Raw genomic sequence first — 24378 nt, 5'->3', positions numbered from 1 at the left:
TCCCTTTCCGCCACGGGGCCCCGGGCACCCCGGCCGTGTTTTTACCCATGGGCGGGGGTTGTGTTTTCCTTTTGTGATTCCTATGGTTCAGCATAGGAATCACGACGGCAAAGCGGGGAGTGGAGCATGGAGCTGCAAGGCACCAGGCACAGCGACGACGACAAAGACCTCGACTACCAGCCGGGGTTCGGCAACGAACACAGCACGGAGGCGGTGCCGGGTGCCCTCCCCGTGGGGCGCAACGCCCCGCAGCGGGCCCCTTTGGGGTTGTACGCCGAGCAGCTCAGCGGCACCGCCTTCACCGAGCCCCGGTCGCACAACCACCGCAGCTGGCTCTACCGCATCCGCCCGTCCGCCGCCCACCCCCCGTTCCGCCGCGTGCCGAACGGGGCACTGCGCAGCGCCCCGTTCCACGACGTGGAGCCCGACCCCAACCGGCTGCGCTGGGGCCCGCTCCCGCTCCCCGGCGAACCCACGGACTTCGTCCAGGGCCTGGTCACCGTGGGGGGCAACGGCGACGTGCTGCGCCGCGAGGGCATCGGCATCCACTGGTACGCGGCGAACACCTCGATGGACCGCCGCGTCTTCTCCTCGGCCGACGGCGAGTTCCTGATCGTCCCCCAGGAAGGCGCCCTGCGCTTGCGTACGGAACTCGGCGTGCTGCGGGCCGAACCCGGTCACGTCGCGCTCATCCCGCGCGGCGTCCGCTTCCGGGTGGAACTCCTCGATCCGACCGCCCGCGGCTACGTGTGCGAGAACTACGGCCGCCCCTTCCAGCTCCCCGACCTCGGCCCTATCGGTGCCAACGGCCTGGCGAACGCGAGGGACTTCCTCGCCCCGGTCGCGGCCTACGAGGACCGCGAGGAGGACACCGAGGTGGTCAACAAGTTCGGCGGCAACCTGTGGGCGGCCGTCTACGACCACTCCCCGCTCGACGTGGTCGCCTGGCACGGCAACCACGTGCCCTACCTCTACGACCTGCACCGCTTCAACGTCCTGGGATCGATCAGCTACGACCACCCCGACCCGTCCATCTTCACCGTCCTCACCTCCCCGTCGGACACCCCGGGGCTCGCGGGCGCCGACTTCGTGGTGTTCGCACCTCGATGGCTGGTCGGCGAGGACACCTTCCGCCCTCCGTACTTCCACCGGAACGTGATGTCGGAGTTCATGGGCCTGGTCGAGGGGGCGTACGACGCGAAGGCCGAGGGCTTCGTCCCCGGCGGCGCCTCGCTGCACAACATGATGTCCGCGCACGGCCCGGACCGCACGACGTTCGACCGGGCGAGCACCGCGGAACTGCGCCCGCAGAAGATCGACGACGGACTGGCCTTCATGTTCGAGACGCGCTGGCCGGTGGTGCCGACCGAGTTCGCCCTGGGCGCGGGGCACCGGCAGGAGGGATACGACGCGGTCTGGGAGGGCCTTGAGAGAAACTTCCGACCGTGAACGCCTTCGCCCCCGACTCGCTGGTCCTCAACCGCAGACTGCCGCTGTGGTACCAGGTCTCGCAGTCCCTGCGCGCCTCGATTCTGGGCCGACGGCAGGACGCCCCGCTGCGCCTTCCCACCGAGGAGGACCTCGCCGAGCACTACGGAGTGAGCGTGCTCACCATGCGCCAGGCACTGAAGGAACTGGAGACCGAGGGCCTGATATCCCGGCACCGCAGGCGCGGCACCTTCATCGAACCGGCGGCGCTGCGTGGAGCGCCGGTGAAACTGCTCGGCTCGGTGGACGCCATCGTCGCCCAGCAGTCCGGGGAGCGCACCACGATCCTGGCGCACGGCCCCGCCGCCCTGCCTCCGGAAGCGGCCGAGCACTTCCCCGACCTCACCGAGGCGGTCTTCTTCCGGCGGCTGCGCCACGACGAGTCCGGCGAGCCCACCAACTGGGCCGAGAACCACGTCCGTCCCGAACTCGCCGCCCGTATCGACCTCGCCGACCTGGAGCGCTGGCCGATGACGAAGGTCCTGCGCGATGTGCTGGGGGTGCGGATCAGCCGGATCACCGACACCGTCGAGGCCAGGCTGGCCGCCCCGGACACCGCCCGCCTGCTGCAAGTGCCGCTGCTCAGCCCGATACTGCACTACACCGGTGTGACCTACGACGAGACCGGCCGTGCCGTCGACGTGGTGCGCATTCACTACCGCGGTGACCGGTTCTCCTTCACCGTGACGATGGAGGCACCCTGAGGGCCGTCAGTAGCATGCATGCGGTGAGCGATGACGCGCCTTTGCTGCACGACCTGATGCCATGGTCGGTACGCCCGCTGCGCATCGGCCGCGGCTGGCCGATGGCACCCGAGCCCGCCTGCCTGCGAGCACGCTGGACGCTCCTCACCACCGCGCCGGACGACGCCACCAGAACCGCCCTGCTGCACCCGACCCGTGCCCGCGGCCCGCACACCCCGGTCGCCCAACTCCCCGGCCACCACACTCCCACCACCGCGATCGCCCGCGAGGACGGCCGCTGCCCGGAGCCGGTACGCATCCAGCACGGGCCCTTCGACCAGCAGTGGCTGATACCCGACCACCGGTTGATCGACGTCGCCCGGCCCGAACTGTGGCGGATCGCCGACGACCGGCAGGTCTTCGCGATCGAGCAGAGCCCGCTGCCGGACACCGAGGAAGCCGCGGTGACCTTCTGCGCCCTGCTGCCCGACGGACGCTCACCGGCCGGCAAACCCGCCCTGATCCGGCCGTTGTACCGGCGTCCCGGCGGCCGCGACCCGAACCTCGCGCCGGGCCTGACCCCTTGGCTCGCCTCCCGTCTGGGCACCGATGTCACCGCCGAGGACATGCTCGCCTGGATCGCCGCCGTGGCCCGCCCCGGCCACCGCGGCTGCGCCGTACCGCTCCCCCGCACTCCGGAGCAGTGGCACGAAGGAACCGCGTTGGGCCGCAGATCGCTGTGGCTGCACACCCGAGGCACCCGCTACGCCGATCCCGCGCAGGGCCGCGATACCGGCCTGCTGCGACCGCCCGGCGGCAGCCGGCCCTACGTCAGGGCGCCGCTGCCCGCTCGGCCGCAGCCGGACGATCTGAGGTACGACCCCCAGGAGCGCGCCTTGTGGATCGGCACCGGCCAGGTGGCTCCTGTGGCGCCCGAAGCCTGGGATGCCACCGCAGGCGGAGTACGGGTGCTGGAGGCGTGGTACGGGCGGCGGATCGCTCCCGGGGAGCCGGGGTCGCTGGAGGCCCTGCGCCCGGCCGCCTGGACCCGGGCCACGACCTCGGAACTGCTGGAGCTGATCAGCGTGCTGACGCTACTGGCCCAGCTTCGCGAAGAGCTGCGGGACTTCGCCACGCGTTTGGCGGCTGCGGGCGTCGACAGGACGGGGACAGCGGGCGCGGTGACGCTGCGGTCGGCCGGAATCCTTCCGGTGCCTGCGGCCAGGCGGAGGCCGGCCTCGGTACTGGAACACCACGAAGAAGGCCCGGACGGGCAGTTCGCCCTGCTGTGACTGCGAGTGCAGTGGGTCTGCTGCGGCCGCTGGGGAGGACGGCCGCACGCACCCCACCATAAGGACAGCAGGACGGACGCGAACTGCTCGTGATTCAGCGACGGTTGCCGAAGAGCGACCTCCGCAGTCGGCGCAACGGCGCGAAGAGGGACACCCGGGCACCCCTGTTGGTCTTGGTGTGCACGGTGTCGCGCGAGGTCAACTCCCGCAACAGCACGGTGGCTTCCTCGGTCTCGCGCTGTGGCACGGCAGGGCCGGCCAGTATCGAGAGATGCCGGTCCAGGCGCGCACTGGACGCCGTAGTACCGCAGTTGATGGCAGGCACTCTGGGCCTGCCGTGCATCGCTATCTGTTCCATGACTCTCCCCACCCTGTCGAGGGTACCCAGCACGGGCAGGCTAACCCTATCGCCCCGTCACGTCACGTGCGCATCCCCCGCCCACCTCCGTCGCCCGATTCACCTTCCGTTCAAGGGCGTTGGCACGGGAACGGGCGTGCGGGGGACAGCGCCGCAACGTGCCCGTGCACGGAAATCCCGCAGATAACCGTCCGACCGCCCGCCGCGGCCGGGTGGCAGGTCACACCTGTCGGAAGCGTCACGCTCTTCGGCCAGAGCGACACCGGAGACACGGTTCGTGACCGGCGAAGACGCTCTGCACGTCGGCGAACATGGAGCCGCCGCCCGACCCCTGTCGACCTCACTGGATTCATCCCCGGACAGTTGTGCGGCAAATCAACCCTTTCGAGGGGTTTGGACATCTGTACGGAAGTCCGACTCGGACCGAAAAGCGCTGGGCGATTGCCCCGCCGTGCCGGATCATGGGCCGCATGTCCGCCACATCCCGCCCACCGAGGAGGCACGTGCCGCCCACCTCCCCCGCCACGGACGGGAAGGCCGCCGCGACGGCCGATCCGTTCCAGTCCCTGCCCGTCCATCTGCGGCTGGACGACAGCGACTCGCCGTCCGACGTCGTCGACGCCTTGTTCCTGGGGCGTTTCACCTCCGGGCAGCAGCCGTTCGCCCGCAGCAGCTCGCTGGAGAGCGTCAAGCCGGGGCTCACCCTGCTGCCGCCGGACGCGTCCGTGCTGCGGCAGGCTCGCGACAAGGACCGCAGCGCCCTCCTGGCCGAGGGAGACGGCTGGACGATCCTGGTCTCACGCTGGAACCGGGGCGCAGACGTCACGGTGACGGCGATCTCCGACGAACTCGCCGAGCGGGTGCTGAAGTCGGCGGTCGACGACGCGGAGGACGAACCGGAGCCGCAGTCGAACAACATCACCATGGGCTTCTGGTACGTCTCCCCCCGGCGGGGCCCGCACCGCACCACCCGGAACATCTCCGCCGGCACCTGGGACGAGCTGCGCGGCAACTACTCGGCGCCGGTCGCCGACGCCATGGACGGCCTCATGAAGATGACCGCCGACGACGTCACCGGGCGGCTGCTCCTGCTCCACGGGCCGCCCGGCACCGGCAAGACGTCCGCCCTGCGGACCCTGGCACGCTCATGGCGCGACTGGTGCCAGGTGGACTGCGTCCTGGACCCCGAGCGGCTCTTCACCGACGTGGGCTACCTGATGGACATCGCCATCGGCGAGGACGACAGCGAGGGCGGTCGCTGGCGACTGCTCCTGCTGGAGGACTGCGACGAGTTGATCCGCGGCCAGGCCAAGCACGAGACCGGCCAGGCACTGTCGCGACTGCTCAATCTCACCGACGGGCTGCTCGGCCAGGGCCGCAACGTCCTGGTCGGCATCACCACCAACGAGGACCTGGAGCGCCTGCACCCGGCGGTCGTGCGGCCCGGCCGCTGCCTTGCCCGCATCGAGGTCGGCCCGCTGAACCGGGACGAGGCGGTGCGGTGGCTCGGCACCAGCGAGGGCATCGGCCGCGAGGGGGCCAGCCTCGCCGAGTTGTACGCCCTGCGCCGCGGCGCCTCGCCGACCCTCACCGTGCCACCCCAGGTGGAAGGCGGCCTGTACCTCTGACGACGGCCTACTCGCCGTACTCCGCGCGCAGCGCCTCCTCCATCGCGGCGCGGGCGGCGTCGCGGTCCAGGCCGAGGCGGCGGACCCGTTGCGCGTAAGCGGTCGCGGCGTCCGCCACCTCGCGGGTCCTGGCGTCGCCCGCCGCGATGTACGTGCCGTGGCGGCCCCGGGTCTCGATCACCCCGTCCGCTTCCAGCGCGCGGTACGCCTTCGCGACGGTGTTCGCCGCAAGCCCCAACTGCTCGGCCAGCCCCCGCACGGTGGGCAGCTTGTAGTTGACCGGGAGGACCCCCGCACGGGCCTCCTCGGCGATCTGACCGCGCACCTGCTCGTACGGGGCGGTGGTCGCGTCCGGATCGATCGTGATCTTCAGGCTCATACGCCGGATACTGGCACAGCGGCGGTTGGCAGCGGCACCGCCCGGGCCGGGCCGTCGGGGGCGTAGGCGATGGTGTCCCCGCTCTCGTGCAGGTGGAGCAGGAAGCGGTGTCCGGCTCGATAACCGTCGATCGCCGCGCGGCAGTAGGCGACCATGTCGTCGGGCAGCGCGTCCAGCGGATACCAGCCGAGCTCCGAGCACTTGTCCGGTTCGCGGTTGACCGGCTCGGGGTCGCCGGTCGTGTGGTGCGCGACGAAGAACCAGCCGATCCTGGCCCGTCCGTCAGGCGCCCGGTGCTGCATCACCATCGCGACGTCCAGTTCGCCGGCGGCCAACTCGAGCCCGATCTCCTCGCGGGCCTCACGGATCATCCCGGCCCTGACGTCCTCGCCGTCCTCGAGGTGCCCGGACGGCGCGTGCAGCAGGCCGTCCGCGTAGCCGGTGCCGTCCCGGCGGGCGAGCAGCACGTCCTCGCCGCGCAGCAGGAGCAGATGGACGTCGACGACCTCGGTGTGCCGGCGGGAGGCTCGGGGCGCGGGCCGGACCACCGCCACGTACCGCTCGTCGCAGACCTCCTGCCCCCACAGCGCCGTGTCGTGTCCGAGCTGCTCGACCTGGGTCGATCCGCCGAGCGGCGCGGCGAGTTCGGCAAGGATGCCGGCGGAGATACCGGCCGGGGGTGTCCCCCACCGGCCCTCGACGAGGACCAGCCGCCCGCCGGGTCGCAGCAGGTCGGCCCACCGCCGCAGGACGGCGCCCGGGTCCGGCAGGGCCCACAGCACATGGCGGACGAGGACGACGTCGAAGCCACCGCCCCCTACCGGCGGGTGGCTCGCGTCACCGACGACCACCCGCGCGTCCGTGCCGGAGAGTTTCGCGCGGGCGAGCGCGACCATCCGCTCCGACCGGTCCACCGCGGTGACCCGGTGCCCGTCGGCGGCCGCGAGTCGCGCGAGGCTTCCGGTGCCGCAGCCGAGGTCGAGCACGTCGGACGGCGTCGCGGGGAGCCAGGACCGCAGCCGCGTCGCCCATGCCGAGCGGACATCCGGGTCGCGCAGGCCGTGGTCGGGCTCGTCGTCGAAGTGGTCGGCGGCGGCGTCCCAGTACTGTCGCGCGTCTGCATCGATGCTCATGGGAGGAGCCTCCCACCCACCACCGACATCTCCGGCGGCTGCGCCGAACAGGCATCACCACGTGGGGCGGATCGGTCCGGTGGGCGCGAGGCGTACCAGTTCGTCCCGCAGTGTGAGCAGCCGGCGTTCGCCGAGGAGCTCTTCCCAGGGCAACACGGCTTCGGCGGCGGCCGCTTCGGCGGCCTCGGTGCAGCGCCGGCCGCGGGCGGTGAGCAGGACGAGACGGGCACGGGCGTCGTCCGGGTGCGGACGCCGTTCCACGTACCCCTTCTGCTCCAGCTCGTCCACGATCTGACTGGCGGCCTGACGGGTGAACCCGAGGTGCTCGGCGACCTCGGTGACGGTCGCACCGGCCGGGGCGAGCCGGGCGAAGACGAAGCCGTGGGTCGGGCGCAGGTCGGTGAAACCTCTCGCCACCACGCCGTTGTGCATGTCCTGGACGAGCGACCCCGCGGCGACGAGCAGCGCGGCGGTCAGGCTCATTGCATCGGAGTCCTTCACGAAATCACCTTGACACAGAACGCAAGCTCCTTGAACATATAGGCAAGGAGATTGCGCAAGCTCCTTGCTCATCCAGCGACGCCGGGCCTGCGCCCGGAGGAGGTTCGTCATGTCTTTCATCCCTGCCGCAGACGCCGCGGTCCACGAGTTGCACGGCGCCCGCTTCGTCTCGTACGTGTCGCCCGCCCGCGGCAGCAAGGAGTTGTGCGCTTGGCGCTGCGAGTTGCCGGCCGCCTCCTCCGCGCCGGCGCACCGGATCTCACGCGAGGAGGTCTTCCTCGTCCTGTCCGGTTCTCTGCAACTGACCATCGACGGGGAGACCCGGACCCTCACGGCCGGCGACGCCGCCGTCGCCCCGCCCGGCTCCTCGTTGGGGATCGCCAATCCCGCGGAGGAGCCGGCCGCTCTCTGGGTGACCACGAGCATCGGATTGCAGGCTTCACTGGCCGACGGCTCGCGAATATCCCCGCCCTGGGCTAACTGAACGCCGACAGGCAGGTCGTCGGGGTCGCGTGCGCGGGATCGAGCGCGTTCGCCGCCTCGTGGAACGCGATGCGGTCGGTCAGACCGATGGCGACATGCTCGGAGACGTCGACCGGACAGAGGTTCTGAAGCACCACGTTGCGGACGTTCGGACCGGACAGCGCCTGCGTCGTGTACGGCGTGACGACCTCGTCGTAGATGGTGGAGATCACGGTGTAGTGCACGCCGGGCACGGTGTCACCGCCGGCGTTCAGTGTGCGCTGGAAGTCCGATCCGGCCACCTGGTCGGCAAGACCAGGGAGATCGGCCTGGAGAAAGCCGGCCGCACCGGGGAAGTACGGAAGCAGCGCGGTCAGCCCGTCAAGCGTGGTCCCGTGGTTGTCGGGAGCCAGGGCGACCAGGGCGTTCACCTTGGCCGCGCCGCCGAGGAACTTCAGGTAGTAGCGCGGCATCATGCCGCCCTGCGAGTGGCCGACGATGTCGACCTTGGCGGCGTGGGTGGCCGACAGCACCCGATCGGTGAAGTCGGAGAGCTGCTGCGCCGAGTCGGCGATCGGACCCAGCCCGCCGATCAGGTTCTCACCGGGGAGCATGCCGTAGTCGAAGGAGAAGACGCAGTAGCCGCGCGCCACCAGATAGGGGGCGAAGACCAGCCAGTTGTCCGTGCCGTTGGCAAAGGTGCCGTGCACCAGGACGACGGGGCGGGGATGCTGGGCGGAAGGTCGGCAGGAGTAGTTGTTCCAACCGCTGGTCGGCGCGGAGCCGGCGGACGCGGAGGCGACAGCGGTGGGCGCGACCGCCATCACGGTCGTCAGCGCGAACACGGCCAGCAGCCGTCTCCAGGGCAGCCTCATGTGATCTCCTCACAGGTCAGGGAAGGTGGGCACGACAACGACACCCAACAGCGTGTGATCCGGATCACTTTGCTGGACTCGTGACAAGTTACGCATGAGTAGAAAGCCGCTGACTAGCTACGCGTGAGTAAAAAATGCCGCGCCGATCAGACTCGGCCGCCACCCAGCAAGCACCCATGGCGACGATGGAGTTGAGAAGGTTCTGACCATAGGGCCGTGCGAATCGTCTGCGCGTTCGGTTCTCAGGGGAATGCCGACCCTCTCCGTAGGCGGCGTACCGGCGAGCCCGGCCGGCAGACGGCCCCTGCCCGTACCACCCGCACTTCGCCCCTTGCTGCTCACGACGTCCTACGGGCGGCTCCTCGGCGACGGTCGAGGACGGGACCTGCCACTGCCGCTCGCGTTGGAAGGCTGAGCGACTCGCCGCGGAATCTGGACTGCCCTGGGACTGGCGCAACTCGGCGGACGGACCGCCTCGGACGCAAGGGCGGCGGGCCATGGACTGCTGGAGGGCCGCCGGTTGCCCGTGGCGGCTGGGGCGGGGCGTCACGGGGACCGGGCGGGCGGCACTCTGTCCACCGGGCCGGGGCAGTGAGGCACAGGCGAGCAAGGAGCCGGCGAGCGTCGACGGAAGGCGGCGGGGCAAAGGCATACCGATGCCGCCCGAGCGCATCACACGTTCAGGACCGCCGGGCGGCGAGACGTCCGGCCATGGCGGCGAGATGGTCGCGGTGGGGGCTCGGCGGCAGGTCCTCCAGTGCAGCCAGCGCGGCCGCGAGGTGGTCGGCCGCGGTGGCCCGAGCGGCACGCAGCGCACCGCCCGCTTCCAGGAGTTCAGCCAGGGCGTCCTGGGCGTCTTCCGCAGGCCGCCGCCACAAGTCCAGCAGCAACAGACGCTGCTGGGGAGCCGCGTTGCCGAAGGCGATCAGCACCGGCAGGGTCGGACGCCGGTTGCGCAGGTCGCTGAGCGCGGGTTTGCCCGCCGCCCGGACGTCGTCGGCATACGGCAGCAGGTCGTCCTGCATCTGGAACGCGACCCCGAGATGGTCGGCGAACCGGGCCAGCGCGCGGGCGTGCGGACCCTTCGCACCGGTGAGTACGGCGGCGGCACGGGTCGCGGCGTCGAGCAGGGCGCCGGTCTTGAGCCTGACCATCCGGAGGTACTGCGCCATGGCGCAGTCCATGCGCCCGGCCAGATCGGCTTCCATCATCTGGCCCCGGCTGACCTCGACAGCGGCCGTGCTGATCACATCCAGCACCCGGAGGGCCTGCTCCGAGCTGTAACCGCTGGAGTTGAGCGCCCGGACCTGCCCGAGCGCGGCGCACATCATGGCGTCCCCGCCCACCAGAGCGTCCGCCTGGCCGAACCGCTCGGCCACGCTGGGGCGGCCACGCCGCAACGCGTCCTGGTCGATGATGTCGTCGTGCACGAGCGTGGCGGCGTGCAGCATCTCCAGGGCCGCGGCAGCCGGCAGCGCCGCGCCCGGATCGCCGCCCAGCGCCGCGACGGTCTCCAGCAGGAGCAGCGGGCGCAGCAGTTTCCCCCCGGGCAGCACGGCATGGCGCATCAGCACGCCCAACCGGTCGTCCGAGGCGCACACGGACTCCAGATACCCGAGCAGGGGCGCGGTCAGTTCCGCGGCGCAGCCGTCCGCGAAGGTCTCAGCGGGCGGGGAGAGCACCGTCAGGGACTCGGGGCCGAGTTCGACGCCACCGCGCACACTCCACCAGCTCTCAGCCAGGACAGACGACAGGACCAGCCCGCCCGTTCCCTCGGCGCGACGAACCGGGCGGAGGCCATGAGCGGCAGATACCCACACAATATGCCGAGCCGGTCGAGCGGCTTTCAGCGCCCCATAGGTGACGAGGGGCGCGAAGGTGTCGACGGGCGACGTTCCGGGGCGGAGACGGGGAAGGAGCCCGATCCGGCCTCCGTCGAAGGCGCCGCGGTTCGGCTCGTTCGGGGCAGGGTGCGAGGGCCGGGCGCCTCAGCCACCGAGGCGATTGTCGACATACGTGCCGAGGGTCCTCGCACAGGCCCTCACGCCGCTGACCGTTTCCGCCCCGCCCGGTGTGCGTCCGCCGCCAGGCCCCCCGACGCTGACGCCGGACGGACGCGTCCCGGCGGCGGGGTCCGGAACCGAGCCCGGCGACCGCGAGCTCACGCCCCGGGAACAGGCCCGGCGGCGGGAACGGAACCGGGGCCGGGATCGGTCTCGGGATCGGTCTCGGGGCCGGACCCGGGGCCGGACCCGGGGCCGGACCCGGGGCCGGACCCGGGGCCGGACCCGGAAACGGGACGAGGACCAGGCACGGGATCAGGATCGGGCGCAGGGACGTCCTCCGCCTCCGCCAGGCCGGTCCGGGGCCGACCCAGCAGCAGGAACCAGGCCGCCAGCCAGCCCGCGACGCCGACCGAAACGAGCTGTACGCGGAAGTCGACGGCGGCGACCATTCCGGCGCCGACCGCGGCTGCCACCGCGGTCGGCGCGAAGACGACCGTGCCCGCCGCGGCTGCCACCCGCCCGACCAGTTCGGGGCCGGTGCGCTGCTGCACGGTGGTGAAGGCCGCGACGATCACCCACGGCAGCCCGACCCCGATGGCCAGGGTCCCGACGATGCAGACCGGCAGGGACGGTACGGCCCGCACGGCGGCACCCGCGGTGAACAGCATCAGCCCGGTGGCGGCGAAGACGCGTTCCGGCAGGCGGCGCATGACCGCTCCGGAGACCACACCGGCGACGATCGAACCGCTGCCCTGCACCGCGTAGAGAACGGCGACGAACGCCGGCGGGCGGTGCAGTCCCGAATCCGTCATCGCGTAGATGGCGGCACTGCTCACCCCGGACAGGAACATCGCGACGGCGCCGCCGGCCACCAGCCGCAGCAACAGCCTGTCGCTCCGCAGGTGCCGGATGCCCTCCGCGGTCTGCTCGCGCCAGCCGCCCGCAGCCGGGGCGGGGGGCCGTTCCCGGACCCGCAGCGCGGCGAAGGCGAGGGCGGCGAGCACGAACGTGGCCGCGTCGAGTACGGCGACCGAGCCGCCGCCGAAGCGCAGGAAGAGCCCGGCGCCGGCGAGCGGGGCGAGCAGTTTCATCGCCTCGTTCACCGTCATCCGCAGGCCGTTGAAGTCGCCGCGCAGATCGGGCGGGATCGCGGCGGTGACGATGCCGGCCTCCGCCGCGTCCGTCAGGACCGAGGCGGCCCCGATCAGGGTGAACACGGCGAACAGCAGCCACACGTCCCGTCCGGTGCGCACCGCGAGGAGGACCGGCAGCAGCGCGGCGAGGGCCGCGTTGGTCCAGATCAGCAGCGACCGTCGGCGCACCCGGTCGGCGACGGTGCCGAGCACCGGGCCCACCAGAGTGGGTCCCCACACGCAGAAGGTCACCGCGGCGGCAAGGCTGTCGGAGCCGGTCAGCGTCTTCACCCAGATCCCGGCGACCAGCATCATCGCCGAGTCACCGAATCCGGAGACCAGTACCCCGCCGAGGCACGTGGTCGCGGTGCGGTCCCCCAGGACCCTTCTTACCGTCATGACTCCCAATATATTCATTGGGAGTTCGGGAGCAACCCCCGAGTCCACCACCCCGGCAGGGCCTCTGCTCGACATCACACTCGGCGCGTCACCCAACGGCACGGTGTAATGGGCCCATGACGGCGACCGACCCCCTCCTGCGCGCCCTGGCCCACCCGCTGAGACTGCGGATGGTCTCCCTGGTCTGGAACGTGCCGCTGTCGGCCGCCGAACTCGCCCGCGAGCTGGGCGTATCGCACGCTCTGGCCAGTCAGCACCTGCGCCGACTGGACGCGGTCGGGCTGGTCGAACTCGCCGAGGTACGGTCCAACCGCGGCGGCAGGGAACGACGTTATCGCGCGGTGCACGCCTCCCCGCTGTCCGACCAGCGGCACGAGGCCGCCCCGCTGCTCGCGGAGGCGCTCGCCCACAACATGCGGGATCGCGCGGCGCGGCGCGCACCGGACGCGGAAGGCGTCACGTCGGACCTGGAGTTGTGGGTGGCACCGGAGGTGTGGGACGGCTTCCGGCGGCGACTGGCCGCGCTGTTCGACGAGTTGCACGACGCGGCGCAGGCGCCGCACGCCGCGGGCACGGTCGGTATCGGGGCGTCCGTGATGGCATTTCCGCTGGCGGAGCCGGACTCGCGAAACTCCGGCCACCCGGAAGAGTGAATCCGTGCGATTCGGCATTCGAGCCGGAACAACAACCGGTCACGGTGCGTTTTCCCATGCACAGGCAGTAATCGACCGGTATCCGTCAGCACCACACCCCACCCAGGAGCGATCATGAGCCCGGCCCCCGCCACCAGCCCGCTGCTGGACCTGCTCAAGGAACAGCGGAACGGAGTGCTCGTCACCCTCAAGAAGGACGGCAGGCCCCAGTTGTCCAACGTGACGTTCATCTACGACGAATCGACCCGGTACATCCGTGTCTCGGCCACTGACAGCCGGGCCAAGACCCGCAATCTGCGCCGCGATCCGCGGGCGAGCTTCTATGTCACGACCCCGGACCTGGGGGCGTATCTGGTCGCCGAGGGAGAGGCGGAGCTGACCCCGGTGGCCGCCGATCCGCACGACGCCACCGTCGACGAGTTGGTCGAGATCTATCGAGCGATCGCCGGTGAGCATCCGGACTGGGAGGAGTACCGCGCGGCGATGGTGGCCGACGGGAGGCTGGTCATACGCCTGCGAGCCGACCGTGCCTACGGCTGGGGCCGCACGCAGGGCGGCACGAGCGGCGCCCTGGACTAGGGTCCGTCACCCGGCTCTCCGCGTCGCGCCGCGCGGGCCAGCCGGCCGGACACCGTCGCCAGGTGCGAGGCCAGTTCGGGCGGCTCCTTCACCTCGAACTCCACCCCGGTCATGCCGATGAACATCGCCAGCGCGTCCATCGACTCGAATCCGGTGGTCAGTTCGCAGGTGTCGGGCCCCCGTGCCGTGAGGGAGCCGAAACCGGACCAGGCGAGTGCGGCGATGGTCTCCAAGGGCGCGTGCAGCACCACCCTGGCCTGGAAGCGGTAGGCACGGGAGGTGACGCCCTCGGCGACATAGGAAGCCGCGTCGTCGGGAAGTTCACGCGGGGTGAAGCGCGGGCCGGTGGGCGACTTGGGCTCGATCCGATCCACGCGGAAAGTCCGCCAGTCGTCCCGGTCGGTGTCGAATGCGAGGAGGTACCAGCGACGGCCGTGATGGACCAGTCGATAGGGCTCGACAGTGCGGCGGCTGCCGGCGCCGCCGTGGTCGAGGTAGTCGAACCGCAGCCGTTCACGGTCCCGGCAGGCGGCGCCGATGGCGGTCAGCACTTCCTGGCGGACCGTCGCCGTGGCGGGTGCGGGGCGCACGGTGACGGCCTGCATCGCCTGCACGCGGTGCCGCAGCCGTGACGGCAGGACCTGCTCCAGCTTGGTCAGCGCCCGCGCCGAGGTCTCCTCGATGCCCTCGACGCCGCCGACCGCGCCGGTCCGCAGGCACAGCGCCACCGCGACGGCCTCCTCATCGTCGAGCAGCAGCGGCGGCAGGGCGGCGCCCGCACCCAGCCGGTAGCCACCCGCTGTGCCGGGGGTGGCGTGGACGGGGTAGCCGAGCGCACGCAGCCGTTCGACGTCGCGCCGGACCGTGCGGGCGGTGATCTCCAAGCGCTCGGCGAGTTCGGGTCCCGTCCAGTCACGGCGCGACTGGAGGAGGGAGAGCAGACGCAGCAGGCGTGCCGACGTTTCCAGCATGTCGTTCAGTCTGGCAGCGATTCAGGACAGGAGTGGACCGCGATGTGATCGATCGACGAAGAGCAGGACAGCGTGGCCGGGGTGGTCCGCGGCGGGCCCGGGGCGGTTCTCGGCGCGGGGGCCGGCGGCGTCCGGGGCGCGAGGCCGGAGCGGCTGCCAGGTGCCGGGGGCCAGGTTCCACCAGCGCACCCCTGACCTCGGCGGCCCGATTCAGCAGTCGCACCCGCAGTCGCAGCAATCGCAGCAATCGCCACATTCGCAGCACTGGCAGCAGTCGCCGCAGTCAGCGCAGTCCCCGCAGGAACTGCACCAGGACTCGCGCGGCCGGCCGGTCCAGGCGTCCTCGTGGTCGGTGCAGCACAGTCGGCAGGTGCAGCACAGGCCGGTGTAGACCAGGCAACCGGCGAGCAGGCCGCGGCGGCGCGGCGGTTCGGGCGGCGGCGGGAAGCCTCCGGGGCCGCCCGGTGCACCCGGCTGCCCGGGCGGGTAGGGCTGCTGGTTCGGCGCACCCGGTGCGTAGGGGCTGCCGGTGTACGGGTTCCCGGTATACGGGTTGCCGTTCTGCGCCGCCGGGCCGTGCGGGCAGTTGCCTGCGCCGAACGCCCGGTCCACGGAGCGTCCCAGTTCGTGGACGAGCAGGGTGTGGGCCAGCCGGGCCGAGGCGGTGTCGGCGAAGTCGACGTCACGGAGGGCGAGCCGGATGCCGTGGCGGGCGTCGTCGCACAGTCGCCGGGCCTCGGTGAGATCGGTGCCGGTGGCGGTGAGCGGGTTCCAGGCGCCGGTTCGGGCATCCTCGGCCAGGTCCTCGACCGCGTCGAGCAGATGGGCAAGGCGGCCGAACAGCCGTCCGGCCTCCTGGAGCGCGTCGGTGTTGCCCGGGCGGCCGGCAAGGACCGCGGTGTGGGCGAAGGCCGCGGCGGTGGCGGTCTCGGTGGGTTCGGTGACGGCCAGCACGCAACTGCCGGGGCCGGCCGCGGCTTCGACCTCGCCCTGCCGGCCGACCGCGTCGAGCAGCAGCGTGGTGTCGAAGCCGAGGTCGCCGCCGGTCCGCGCGCCGGCCTGGTCCCAGCGGCGGGCGACCTTGCGGGCCGCGCGAGCGACGGGGCGGCGGCCGAACGCGCCGTCCCCGTCATCGACATGGTCGCGCACCTTCGCCGACGCCAGCACCAGCGAGACCGCCGCGGCCAGCCGGGCGCCCTCGCCCTTCGCGACGGGCGCGGTACGCATCCCGCGCAGCGGGCAGGGCCCCGCGGTGCGTCGCTGGTCGGCGGTGGGCGTGGACTGCGCCTCGACCAGCACAGAGATGATCAGACCGTCGTAATTGGTAGCGACACGGGCGAACTGCCCGTGTCCGTCGCGCAAGGCGAGGCACAGACCACACAGATGCGCCAGCCAGGAGGCCGCCATGCCCTCCGACATCCGATGCCGGCAAGGCCGAATGATTCCGAACACGCTTCCCACTCCCCCGTCGGACCCGGAACTCGCGGTGCGGCGGGACGGGGCGGCGGCCACCCTCGGATGGTCCGCCGGCCGCCATGCGCCCACCGCCACCTGCACTTTGACCTTCGGTCAGGTTTCAGAACCCGACCGGCGGTCATGTTATCGGTGCGGTCCCCCGCTTCCGTACGGCCGTACGGCCCCCGAAATCACCCGATCGTGGAGGACGTTCCCATCGCATCGTCAGCTCTCCGATGCCTGCCCCTGCTTGACGGTGCGCCACTATCGTGTGTGCCAGTACCGTCACAAAGCGCCTGCGTGGCGCCTATCCCCTTGGCGCATCACCCTCATCATGGATGACGATAGGACTAAGCGGACGGTACAGACCGCGTGCGAGAGAGGAGGCGTCCATGGGTTCGGTTCGACGGGCGAGTGCCTGGCTTGGCCTCGTCGACGACAACGGCGGCGAGGGTTACTACGACGAGGAGTACGCCGACTACGGCGAGGGCCCGGAGCGCGCCGACACGTGGGTGACCGACCCGCGGGTTCGGATCGCCACCGAGTCGGCCGAGGGGGAGGGCCGGCGGATCGCCACGGTGACGCCCGACGGCTTCCGGGACGCACGCGGTATCGGTGAGTTGTTCCGAGACGGCGTGCCGGTGATCGTCAACCTCACCGCTATGGAGCCCTCCGACGCCAAGCGCGTCGTGGACTTCGCCGCCGGGTTGACCTTCGGTCTGCGCGGCTCCATCGAGCGGGTGGCCACCCGGGTGTTCCTGCTGACCCCGGCCGACTACTCCGTGATGAACGCCGACTCCCGCCGCGGTGGCGACGGCTTCTTCAACCAGAACTGAGACCGGTTCCGGCCGCACACCGGCCGGGACCGGTGGCCACCGCCTTCCGTGGGCAACGCCTCACCCGCGGAAGGCATCGAAACCCGTGAGCGCCTTGCCCAGTACGAGTTGGTGCATCTCCACCGTGCCCTCGTAGGTGAGCACGGACTCCAGGTTGGTCGCGTGCCGCATCACCGGGTACTCCAGCGAGATGCCGTTGGCGCCCAGGATGGTGCGCGCGGTGCGGCAGATCTCGATCGCCTCGCGCACGTTGTTGAGCTTGCCGAAGCTGACCTGCTCCGGGCGCAGCGTGCCCGCGTCCATCCGCTGCCCGAGGTGGTGGGCGAGCAGGATGCCCTTGTGCAGTTCGACCGCCATGTCGGCGAGCTTCGCCTGGGTGAGCTGGAAGGCGCCGATCGGCCGGCCGAACTGCTCCCGCCCGCGCGCGTACTCCAGCGCCGCCTCGAAGCTGGCCCGGGCCGCACCCATCGCGCCCCACACGATGCCGTAGCGCGCGTGGTTGAGGCAGCTCAGCGGGCCGCGCAGGCCGGTGACCTCGGGGAGTACCGCGTCCGCGGGCAGCCGTACGCCGTCCAGTACCAGTTCGCTGGTCACCGAGGCCCGCAGGCTCCACTTGTGACGGATCTCCGGGGCGGAGAACCCGGGGGTGTCGGTGGGGATGACGAAGCCGCGCACCCCCTCCTCGGTCGCCGCCCAGACCACGGCCACCCCCGCGACCGACCCGTTGGTGATCCACATCTTGCGGCCGTCGAGCACCCAGTCCGAGCCGTCCCGGACCGCCCGGGTGCGCATGCCCGCCGGGTCGGAGCCGTGGTCCGGCTCGGTCAGCCCGAAGCAGCCGATCACCTCGCCCGCGGCCATCGACGGCAGCCAGCGCTCCTTCTGCCCGGCCGAGCCGTAGCGGTGGATGGCGTACATCGCGAGCGAGCCCTGCACCGACACCAGCGAGCGGATGCCGGAGTCGGCGGCCTCCAGCTCCAGGCAGGCCAGGCCGTACTGCACCGCGCTCGCGCCCGCGCAGCCATAACCGGTCAGCTGCATACCGAGAGCGCCGAGGGAACCGAGTTCACGCGCGAGTTCGCGGATCTCGGGCAGCTCGCCGCGCTCGTACCAGCCGGCCACGTGGGGCAGCACCCGGTCGGCGGCCCACCCGCGCACGCTGTCGCGCACCGCGCGGTCCTCGGCGGTGAGCAGATCGTCCAGACCCAGCGGGTCGTACGGGTCGAAGGGCGCCCTGGACGCTGGGGACATGGGTGGACCTCCGGCCCGTAAAACTAGCACTGGTAATCGCGGCTCGGCGCCGACGTTACGGCTCAGTCCCTCGCCCGTCCAGAGCGTACGGCGCCCGGGCGCGCGGAGGCGGAGCGTACGGCGGAGTGCTCGGCGTGCACCGGCCACGGCCGTTCCCCGGCGGGAGGCGCCACGGGATCGGCGGCAGGTTCCGCGTCGCCACGGCCAGGACGGCCAGGGAGGGCGTCCTCCGCCACGGACCCGGCACCCGGCAGGCGCTCCTCGCCCACCCCGCACTCCATCACCGGCGGCAGCCGCCTCGCCGCCCACGCGCCCGACAGCAGCAGCACCACGCTGACCACGAGCGTCACATGCAGGCCGTGCACGAAGGAGTGCCGTGCGGCGTGTCGCAGCGCCGCCCCCGGGGCGCCGCCGACCCGGTCGGCCACGTCGTACGCACCGCCCAGGGACTGGTCGGCCGCGGTGGTGTCGGCGGCGCTGATCCCGGGGGCGCGCGGCGCGTAGACGGCGTTCATCACACTGCCGAGCAGCGCGATGCCCAGTCCGGCACCGAGTTGGTACGCGGTCTCGCCGACCGCGGCCGCCCCGCCCGCCCGGTGCGCGGGCGCCTGGCTGAGCATCGACTCGTACGCGCCGAACAAGGTGGCCTCCAGGCCGAAGCCCAGCGCGACGAAGACGACGGTGAGCAGCATGGGGCGGTCCTGCTGACCCATCGCGGTCAGCGAGAGCACGGCCAGCGCGGTGAGCAGGAAGCCGCCGCCGACCATCCGGCGCGGCCCGAAGCGGGCCAGCGCCCGCGAGCCCGCCAGCCCGCCGGCCATCGCGGCGAAGGTGAGCGGCAGCAGGCGCAGCCCGGTGTCCAGCGGGCTCAGTCCGAGCACGAGCTGGAGGTACTGCACCGCGATCAGTTCCAGCCCGACCAGCGCCAGCATGGCCAGCACGATGCAGCCCACCGAGGTGGAGAAGGCCGCCTGGGCGAACATCCGCACGTCGATCAGCGGGTGGGCGAGGCGGCGCTGGCGCCGGACGAAGAACACCAGCAGGGCCAGGCCGAGCAGCAGCGGCACCCAGACCGTGGGGTCCACGGGGGCCGCGCCGGCGCCGAACCGCTTGACCCCGAAGACCGCGCCCAGGATGCCCAGGGCGGCCGCCGCCGCGCCCACCACGTCCCAGGGGCCGTCGCCGCAGCCGCGCGACTCGGGCAGCAGCACCCGGCCGAGCGGCAGCATCACGGCCATCAGCGGGATGTTGACCAGGAAGACCGAGCCCCACCAGAAGTGCTCCACCAGGAAGCCGCCGAGCACCGGCCCGACCGCGGCCCCGACTGCGGCGACCGCGCTCCACACGCCGATCGCCGTCGCCCGCTCGCGCCGGTCGGGGAAGACCTGCCGCAGGATCGACAGCGTGGCGGGCATGATCATCGCACCGCCGGCGCCGAGCAGCGCACGAGCGGCGATCAGGATGTCCGGACTGGGCGCGAAGGCGGCCATCGCCGAGGCGGCACCGAAGAGCGCGTAGCCGATCAGCAGCACCCGGCGGCGGCCGATCCGGTCCCCGAGCGTGCCGAAGAGGATCAGCAGCGACGCGGCGATCAGCGGGTACGCGTCGACGATCCACAGCAGGTCCTGTGAGCCGGGCCGCAGATCCTCGGTGAGCGCGGGGACCGCCACGTGCAGCACGGTGGCGTCCAGCGCGACGATCAGCAGGCTCGCGCACAGCACGACGAGGATGGTCCAGCGGCTGACCGGCCGCGTCATAGGCGTACCTCCACGGCTGACTCCGTGACTCCCGGGCGGGTGAAACGCCAGCGTACGTGACCTGGATGTGCCCGGCCCGACCTGCGGCGGTGCCCGCCGGTAGGGTGAGGGCCGCCCCGGACGGAGTAGCGGCCGCGAAAGAACCGCAACCGGTACGGCTCCCGGCCGGACGCCCGCGTCCGCCCGGCCCGCGCCAGGCCCGCTCCTGCCACCTGCCCGGCGCAGCCACGGCACCGGACCGCCGTCATCGGCGCCGTCAACGGAGTCGTCGGCGCCACCCTCAAGGCCGGCGCCGCGCGGGCCTCGGCGCCGCTCCGTTCCGGCTGTACCCCGGGCGCCCGGCCCGCACCGGCCCGGCGTTCGGCCCGCCCGTGCACCCCGCGCAGGCCCGGCCATCACGCGGGAAACCCTGAATAAATTCGAGGGAAATAAGTATCGAATAAGAACATGGGCATGTGAGTATCAACACCCGAACATAAACTCCACGGCCTCCTCGCATTCACCTCAATCACCGTCCGCCAAAGGGGTGGTGAGACGCACTCCACATCACATCGTCATTACAAATCCGGTCGTGAGGCGGTTGCATGCCATCACACGCTGTAACGTCGTTTCAGTGCGTACCGATAACGGGCCCGACCGCGCGGCGGAGCGACCGGCGAGCCGTGGCCTGCCGCGGATGAGTCGAACACGTGTGTGGCTGTTCGGCCTCACCGTCGCCTCCTACGTCGCGATCGTGGTCGGCGTGGTCACCACCTCGAAGCTGGTGACGCTCGACTGGCAGGTCATGCTGTGGCGCCCCTACAAGCAGTGGCCCCAGATTCACGCGTTCCTGGACTACTTCGTCGTCCTCGGCCAGCGCGGCCCCACCGCCGTGATGGTGCTCGCCTGGCTCGGCTGGCGCGCCTGGCGCCACCGCACCCTGCACCCCCTGCTGGTGCTCGGCACCTCGCTGCTGCTGCTCAACATCACCGTGGGGGCCGTGAAATACGGCCTCGGCCGGCTCGGTCCGCATTACGCGACGACCGTCGGCTCCGCGGAGATGTTCGCCGGCGGCGATATATTTCCTTCCGGGCATACCGCCAATGCGGTGGTGACCTGGGGCGTACTGGCCTATCTCGCCACAACTCCGCGAGCCCGGCGCTGGGGTTCGATCGCCAGTGCGCTGCTGGCGCTCGGCGTCGGCGCGACCACCGTCTACCTGGGAACCCACTGGGTGAGCGATGTGCTGCTCGGGTGGGCGGCGGGGCTGCTGATCCTGCTGGCACTGCCGTGGTTCGAGCCGTTCATGGCCAAGGCCGAGGACTGGATCACCCGCGGCTGGAACCGCGTCCGAGGCCGGCGCGCACGGCGTACGGCTCCGGGGACGGCACTGCCGGCCGCTCCCGCCCTGCCCGGCCACCCCAGCGGGGACGGCGAGCCGGACCGCGAGACGGTGGGCTCGACCGCGCAGGTCACCGCGCCGTCCGGCGCCTCGGCCACGCCTGTGGGGCCCTCCGCGGTCACCGCGCCCGCGGGTGTCGCCGCGTCCTCGGCTCCCTCGGCGTCCGTGTCGCCCGCGCCCGTCTCGGCAACGTCCACGGCGTCCGCCGCGCCCGGCGGGGTCGCTCCGACCGCCACGGCGCCCGGCGGCGGGCACACCCCGAGCCGTCCGCCCACGGTGCGCGGCGAGCGCACTCCGCCCGGCGCGGTCGGCTCCCGCCGACGGCCGGTGGACCGGCAGTCGGCCCGCCCGGTGCCGCCGCTCAGCCAAGCCAGCAGCGCTGTACACGGCCCTCGGCCACGATGAAGTTCAGCCGCCCGAGGACGTACTCCATCGTCACCACCGTCCCGGGCGGCAGGCTGCGGAGCGTGGTCCAGCCGCGCTCCCGGGCCCGGGCTTCCGCTTCCGCCGCGGTGAGGCCGACATAGGCGTCGAGGTCGTCGTCCGGATTCCGGTCAGGCGGGTTCGGTAGCGGTCCCATGGCAGCAACGGTATTCGGTGCAATAGCCGCACGGCGTACGGTGACGGGCGCACACATGTTCCGCACAGTCCCCGCACAAAAAATCCGTCATTTCCGGTGGTTTACCGGACACCGACAAGTTAACCGCGGCCGGATACGATCGGTGTCCCGGCCACGTGTGCGGGGCCGGCGGAATCCCGCCGGCCCCGTACACGTCGAGGGGTTCGCCGGATGGCCGGCGGTCAGTTGACGGTGAGGACCGTTCCCGGCAGCAGCCGGTTCGGATCGGAACCGATCAGGCTCTTGTTGAGCTCGTACAGCCGCTGCCAGCCGCCGTCCACGTCGTAGGAACGGGCGATGCCCGCCAGGGTCTCATCGGGCTGCACGGTGTGCACGATGTGCTTGAAGCCGCTCATCCCGATCCGCCGCGAGCACGCCGGCCAGGCGCTCCAGCCCTGCACCCGCAGCACCGCCTCGGCGATGTCGATCTGGTGCTGGGGCGTGGCCAGGTCCGCGCGACGCGCGTACTTCAGGCCGCCGAACAGCTCCCAGGTGGGCTGCCAGAACTGGAGGCCGCCGTAGAAGCCGTTGCCGCTGTTGATCTGCCAGTTGCCGCTGCTCTCGCACATCGCCAGGTCGTCCCAGACCGAGCGCTGCCGGGTGAACGTGACCACGCGCGGGGCCGCGGCGGTCGTCGAAGTGGTGTGGGTGGTCGCGGCAGCGGCGACGGCAGGCGCGGCCGCGGCATGAGCAGCAGCCGGAGCGGCAGCGGCGGACATCGCATCGGCGAGCGGCACCGCAGAAACCGTAGATGCCGCAGGGGCCGCGGGGGCTGCGGGGTCGGCGGGCCGCGAACGGCCGGGGGCCACCGCGGCCTTCTGGGCGGCGGGTGCCGCGGCGGCGGGCTGGGTCACCAGCGGGAGCAGGGCGCACGCGCCGAGCACGGCGACCGCGGCGGCGGCACGCGGGCCGCGGATGCGCGCGAGGGTGATGCGGCGGACGCCGCCGAGGTGGCGCGAGCGGCGCGCGGCTCCCCACGCCTCTCCCCGCGGGTCGTCCTGGGCGGGCCAGGCCGGGCGGTCCGGCCATGGCCCCTGCACCCCGGGCTCCACCGCCCCGGGCTCCACCGTGCGGGACTTCTCCGTGCGGGACTCCTCCGTGCGCGACCGGCTCGGAGTCGCCGTCCGGGCCGCCTGCGCGACTTGGGGTGGCTGGGTGGTCCGGGTGGTCCGGGCCGTAGTCTGGGCCGACCCGTCCGGCAGCGCTGGCTGAGTTGACTGAACCGGCTGAGCTGGCGGGGCTGACAAATCAGATGAGTCCGACAAGTTCGACAGTTCGATCATCGGGCCACGCTAAGCATGGCCCCACCCCGGAACTCGGCTGGCACGGCCCGCCAGGCCCCGCACCTCACTCATATGGAGCACGCGCGCGAGGCAACCCGTACCCCGCAAACCGTGACCCCCCGCGCGGGCCGTCCGTTGTCACAGTGCGCCGGGACCCGCCCGGCGGCCGAACCTTCGGCCCGCATTCGTGACCGCAGCACCGCACTTCCAAGGAGACTCCGTGGCGCCCATGCTCGACGTGAGTGATGAGGTACGAGCCGAGATCGGCGACGAGGAGACCCAGCGGCTCCTCACCGGCGAGAGCTCGCCGGGCACGTACGACTGCACGTCCTGCCGCACGCCCGGTGACAGCGGGCAGGAGCGGACCAGCACCGTGCTGTTCGTGGGCGACGAGACCGCCGTGCTGGCCTTCGCGCACGCCGCGTGCATCCCCTCGCAGGTCGTGCCGGTGTCCGAGGCCCAGTTGCAGGGTGCGGTGGCCGGCATCTCCGGCGGCGCGCTCGCGGAGAGCCCCGGCGCGGGCCTCCCCGGCGGGCCGCCGCCGCACGCCGAGCCGCGCACCGAGCCGTACGGCGGGCCCGCGGGCGGTGGCGCGGCAGGCGGCCAGGGCGCGGGCGGCCGGACCGCCGACGCCCCCGCCGTGCCCGACCTCGACCTCGCGCCCCGGCAGGCGGTGCTGGGCATCACCTGCGGTCTGATCATCGTGGAGGACCAGCTCCGCCCGGCACTGGTCGTCGAGCCGACCGGTCCGGTCGCCCGGGTCGGCTCCACCGGCGGCGGCGACGACTTCCTGCCGCTCCTCATCGAGCAGGGCTTCGTGCCCCAACTCGACCTGGAGGCACGGCCGTCGCCGCTGCCGGGCTGGTCGGTGCTGCTGGCCATGGGCAAGCTGCACGCCGTGCTCCAGCCGGGCGCCAACGGCGGCCCCGCCGCGGCCTGGTGGCAGGCGCACCAGCCGCTCCAGGTCAGCGACGGCTGGCGGGCCGCGGTGCAGCGCGGGAACGAGGTGTACGTGTACGCGGGCCCGGCCGGCTCGATCGGTCGCCAGCCGCGCGAGGACCTGATGCGGGACGCGCTGGCCCGGGCCTGCTCGCGCGGCCAGCTCGTCGCGGCCGCCATGCCGCTGTCCGGAACCTGACCAGCGCAACCTGATCAGCGGATCGTCGGAGCATTCCACCGATCGAGGGGCGCGCATACGGTCCCGGGCAGCACCCGGGCGCGGGCGCCGTCGGCCTCGACCTCGACCCCGCTGAAGT

At 72.1% G+C, this 24378-nt stretch carries 23 protein-coding genes; 10 read left to right on the top strand and 13 right to left on the bottom strand.

What is annotated here, in order from left to right:
• Positions 1-126 precede the first annotated feature (126 nt).
• The 3 genes from hmgA to AB0399_RS35330 are packed head-to-tail and all read left to right on the top strand — an operon-like array spanning position 127 to position 3463.
• Positions 127-1449, top strand: a complete 1323-nt coding sequence (gene hmgA / locus AB0399_RS35340) for a homogentisate 1,2-dioxygenase (RefSeq protein ID WP_366414078.1) — start codon at positions 127-129, stop codon at positions 1447-1449.
• On the top strand, positions 1446-2192 hold the full coding sequence (locus AB0399_RS35335) for a GntR family transcriptional regulator (protein WP_329370849.1): 747 nt from the start codon (positions 1446-1448) through the stop codon (positions 2190-2192). Before hmgA ends, AB0399_RS35335 begins: the two co-directional genes overlap by 4 nt.
• 14 nt (positions 2193-2206) lie before the next feature.
• Entirely contained in the window at positions 2207-3463 is a 1257-nt protein-coding gene (locus tag AB0399_RS35330; RefSeq protein WP_366414077.1) for a type ISP restriction/modification enzyme, read from the top strand.
• Positions 3464-3557: 94 nt separating this feature from the next.
• Here the strand turns inward: AB0399_RS35330 and AB0399_RS35325 are convergent, their stop codons facing one another.
• Positions 3558-3821 carry a hypothetical protein gene (locus AB0399_RS35325; RefSeq protein WP_328462442.1) on the bottom strand — a complete coding sequence of 88 codons (264 nt, stop codon included), beginning with the start codon at positions 3819-3821 and terminating at the stop codon, positions 3558-3560.
• 503 nt (positions 3822-4324) lie between these two features.
• On the opposite strand from AB0399_RS35325, the gene AB0399_RS35320 reads away from it, so the two are divergent.
• Positions 4325-5449: a DUF5925 domain-containing protein gene (locus AB0399_RS35320; RefSeq protein WP_366414076.1), complete on the top strand. Its 1125-nt coding sequence runs from the start codon at positions 4325-4327 to the stop codon at positions 5447-5449.
• 7 nt (positions 5450-5456) lie between these two features.
• Here the strand turns inward: AB0399_RS35320 and AB0399_RS35315 are convergent, their stop codons facing one another.
• Genes AB0399_RS35315 through AB0399_RS35305 form a run of 3 tightly spaced genes read right to left on the bottom strand, consistent with a single transcriptional unit; the run spans position 5457 to position 7462 of the window.
• Complete coding sequence (locus AB0399_RS35315) at positions 5457-5828, bottom strand: GntR family transcriptional regulator (RefSeq protein WP_328462445.1); 372 nt, start codon at positions 5826-5828, stop codon at positions 5457-5459.
• The gene (locus AB0399_RS35310) at positions 5825-6961 is read right to left on the bottom strand and encodes a methyltransferase domain-containing protein (protein WP_366414075.1); all 1137 of its coding nucleotides are present in this window, start codon (positions 6959-6961) and stop codon (positions 5825-5827) included. The genes AB0399_RS35315 and AB0399_RS35310 overlap by 4 nt, the downstream gene beginning before the upstream one ends.
• Positions 6962-7015: 54 nt before the next feature.
• A complete protein-coding gene (locus tag AB0399_RS35305; protein ID WP_329370843.1) occupies positions 7016-7462 on the bottom strand; it encodes a MarR family transcriptional regulator in 447 nt (148 codons plus the stop codon).
• A 109-nt stretch (positions 7463-7571) separates the two neighbouring features.
• Between AB0399_RS35305 and AB0399_RS35300 the strand changes: the two genes are divergently transcribed.
• Positions 7572-7946 carry a cupin domain-containing protein gene (locus AB0399_RS35300; protein WP_366414074.1) on the top strand — a complete coding sequence of 125 codons (375 nt, stop codon included), beginning with the start codon at positions 7572-7574 and terminating at the stop codon, positions 7944-7946.
• Here the strand turns inward: AB0399_RS35300 and AB0399_RS35295 are convergent.
• From AB0399_RS35295 to AB0399_RS35285, 3 genes are all read right to left on the bottom strand, one after another.
• Complete coding sequence (locus tag AB0399_RS35295) at positions 7939-8748, bottom strand: alpha/beta fold hydrolase (RefSeq protein ID WP_366414079.1); 810 nt, start codon at positions 8746-8748, stop codon at positions 7939-7941. The two genes, AB0399_RS35300 and AB0399_RS35295, sit on opposite strands and share 8 nt — an antisense overlap.
• A 731-nt stretch (positions 8749-9479) precedes the next feature.
• Positions 9480-10520 carry a polyprenyl synthetase family protein gene (locus AB0399_RS35290; RefSeq protein WP_366414073.1) on the bottom strand — a complete coding sequence of 347 codons (1041 nt, stop codon included), beginning with the start codon at positions 10518-10520 and terminating at the stop codon, positions 9480-9482.
• Between the two features lie 440 nt (positions 10521-10960).
• A complete protein-coding gene (locus tag AB0399_RS35285; RefSeq protein WP_366414072.1) occupies positions 10961-12337 on the bottom strand; it encodes an MFS transporter in 1377 nt (458 codons plus the stop codon).
• A gap of 116 nt (positions 12338-12453) precedes the next feature.
• On the opposite strand from AB0399_RS35285, the gene AB0399_RS35280 reads away from it, so the two are divergent.
• Positions 12454-12990 carry a winged helix-turn-helix domain-containing protein gene (locus AB0399_RS35280; RefSeq protein ID WP_328462455.1) on the top strand — a complete coding sequence of 179 codons (537 nt, stop codon included), beginning with the start codon at positions 12454-12456 and terminating at the stop codon, positions 12988-12990.
• A gap of 114 nt (positions 12991-13104) precedes the next feature.
• Complete coding sequence (locus tag AB0399_RS35275; RefSeq protein WP_328462457.1) at positions 13105-13569, top strand: PPOX class F420-dependent oxidoreductase; 465 nt, start codon at positions 13105-13107, stop codon at positions 13567-13569.
• On the opposite strand, the gene AB0399_RS35270 is transcribed toward AB0399_RS35275, so the two are convergent.
• Together AB0399_RS35270 and AB0399_RS35265 are read right to left on the bottom strand one after the other, a co-directional pair.
• On the bottom strand, positions 13566-14540 hold the full coding sequence (locus AB0399_RS35270) for a YafY family protein (RefSeq protein WP_366414071.1): 975 nt from the start codon (positions 14538-14540) through the stop codon (positions 13566-13568). The genes AB0399_RS35275 and AB0399_RS35270 overlap by 4 nt on opposite strands.
• 210 nt (positions 14541-14750) lie before the next feature.
• Positions 14751-15992, bottom strand: a complete 1242-nt coding sequence (locus tag AB0399_RS35265; protein ID WP_366414070.1) for a DUF5685 family protein — start codon at positions 15990-15992, stop codon at positions 14751-14753.
• A gap of 395 nt (positions 15993-16387) precedes the next feature.
• Here AB0399_RS35265 and sepF point away from each other — a divergent pair, with 395 nt between their 5' ends.
• On the top strand, positions 16388-16831 hold the full coding sequence (gene sepF / locus AB0399_RS35260; protein WP_328462463.1) for a cell division protein SepF: 444 nt from the start codon (positions 16388-16390) through the stop codon (positions 16829-16831).
• 60 nt (positions 16832-16891) lie between these two features.
• Here sepF and AB0399_RS35255 read toward each other — a convergent pair whose 3' ends face one another.
• Both AB0399_RS35255 and AB0399_RS35250 read right to left on the bottom strand, forming a co-directional pair.
• The gene (locus tag AB0399_RS35255) at positions 16892-18082 is read right to left on the bottom strand and encodes an acyl-CoA dehydrogenase family protein (protein ID WP_366414069.1); all 1191 of its coding nucleotides are present in this window, start codon (positions 18080-18082) and stop codon (positions 16892-16894) included.
• A gap of 62 nt (positions 18083-18144) precedes the next feature.
• The gene (locus AB0399_RS35250) at positions 18145-19839 is read right to left on the bottom strand and encodes an MFS transporter (RefSeq protein ID WP_366414068.1); all 1695 of its coding nucleotides are present in this window, start codon (positions 19837-19839) and stop codon (positions 18145-18147) included.
• A 613-nt stretch (positions 19840-20452) separates the two neighbouring features.
• Between AB0399_RS35250 and AB0399_RS35245 the strand changes: the two genes are divergently transcribed.
• Positions 20453-21625, top strand: coding sequence for a phosphatase PAP2 family protein (locus AB0399_RS35245; protein WP_366414067.1), 1173 nt, complete (start codon positions 20453-20455; stop codon positions 21623-21625).
• Here AB0399_RS35245 and AB0399_RS35240 read toward each other — a convergent pair.
• Together AB0399_RS35240 and AB0399_RS35235 are read right to left on the bottom strand one after the other, a co-directional pair.
• Positions 21582-21800: an I78 family peptidase inhibitor gene (locus tag AB0399_RS35240; protein WP_328462471.1), complete on the bottom strand. Its 219-nt coding sequence runs from the start codon at positions 21798-21800 to the stop codon at positions 21582-21584. The genes AB0399_RS35245 and AB0399_RS35240 overlap by 44 nt on opposite strands.
• Before the next feature lie 221 nt (positions 21801-22021).
• Positions 22022-22879, bottom strand: coding sequence for a transglycosylase family protein (locus tag AB0399_RS35235; RefSeq protein WP_366414066.1), 858 nt, complete (start codon positions 22877-22879; stop codon positions 22022-22024).
• Between the two features lie 463 nt (positions 22880-23342).
• Between AB0399_RS35235 and AB0399_RS35230 the strand changes: the two genes are divergently transcribed.
• Entirely contained in the window at positions 23343-24260 is a 918-nt protein-coding gene (locus AB0399_RS35230; protein ID WP_366414065.1) for a hypothetical protein, read from the top strand.
• The last annotated feature ends 118 nt before the right edge of the window (positions 24261-24378 follow it).

This window comes from Streptomyces sp. NPDC088194 (assembly GCF_040702025.1).
Classification (GTDB): Bacteria; Actinomycetota; Actinomycetes; order Streptomycetales; family Streptomycetaceae; genus Actinacidiphila.
Note: the sequence above shows the minus strand (reverse complement) of the source record. Positions and strands in the feature narration are given on the sequence as shown.

Coding starts and splice junctions, on each gene's coding strand:
- hmgA (WP_366414078.1), top strand. CDS start 127: ATGGAGCTGCAAGGCACCAGGCACAGCGACGACGACAAAGACCTCGAC.
- AB0399_RS35330 (WP_366414077.1), top strand. CDS start 2,207: ATGCATGCGGTGAGCGATGACGCGCCTTTGCTGCACGACCTGATGCCA.
- AB0399_RS35325 (WP_328462442.1), bottom strand. CDS start 3,821: ATGGAACAGATAGCGATGCACGGCAGGCCCAGAGTGCCTGCCATCAAC.
- AB0399_RS35315 (WP_328462445.1), bottom strand. CDS start 5,828: ATGAGCCTGAAGATCACGATCGATCCGGACGCGACCACCGCCCCGTAC.
- AB0399_RS35310 (WP_366414075.1), bottom strand. CDS start 6,961: ATGAGCATCGATGCAGACGCGCGACAGTACTGGGACGCCGCCGCCGAC.
- AB0399_RS35300 (WP_366414074.1), top strand. CDS start 7,572: ATGTCTTTCATCCCTGCCGCAGACGCCGCGGTCCACGAGTTGCACGGC.
- AB0399_RS35295 (WP_366414079.1), bottom strand. CDS start 8,748: ATGGCGGTCGCGCCCACCGCTGTCGCCTCCGCGTCCGCCGGCTCCGCG.
- AB0399_RS35285 (WP_366414072.1), bottom strand. CDS start 12,337: ATGACGGTAAGAAGGGTCCTGGGGGACCGCACCGCGACCACGTGCCTC.
- AB0399_RS35280 (WP_328462455.1), top strand. CDS start 12,454: ATGACGGCGACCGACCCCCTCCTGCGCGCCCTGGCCCACCCGCTGAGA.
- AB0399_RS35275 (WP_328462457.1), top strand. CDS start 13,105: ATGAGCCCGGCCCCCGCCACCAGCCCGCTGCTGGACCTGCTCAAGGAA.
- AB0399_RS35270 (WP_366414071.1), bottom strand. CDS start 14,540: ATGCTGGAAACGTCGGCACGCCTGCTGCGTCTGCTCTCCCTCCTCCAG.
- sepF (WP_328462463.1), top strand. CDS start 16,388: ATGGGTTCGGTTCGACGGGCGAGTGCCTGGCTTGGCCTCGTCGACGAC.
- AB0399_RS35255 (WP_366414069.1), bottom strand. CDS start 18,082: ATGTCCCCAGCGTCCAGGGCGCCCTTCGACCCGTACGACCCGCTGGGT.
- AB0399_RS35250 (WP_366414068.1), bottom strand. CDS start 19,839: ATGACGCGGCCGGTCAGCCGCTGGACCATCCTCGTCGTGCTGTGCGCG.
- AB0399_RS35240 (WP_328462471.1), bottom strand. CDS start 21,800: ATGGGACCGCTACCGAACCCGCCTGACCGGAATCCGGACGACGACCTC.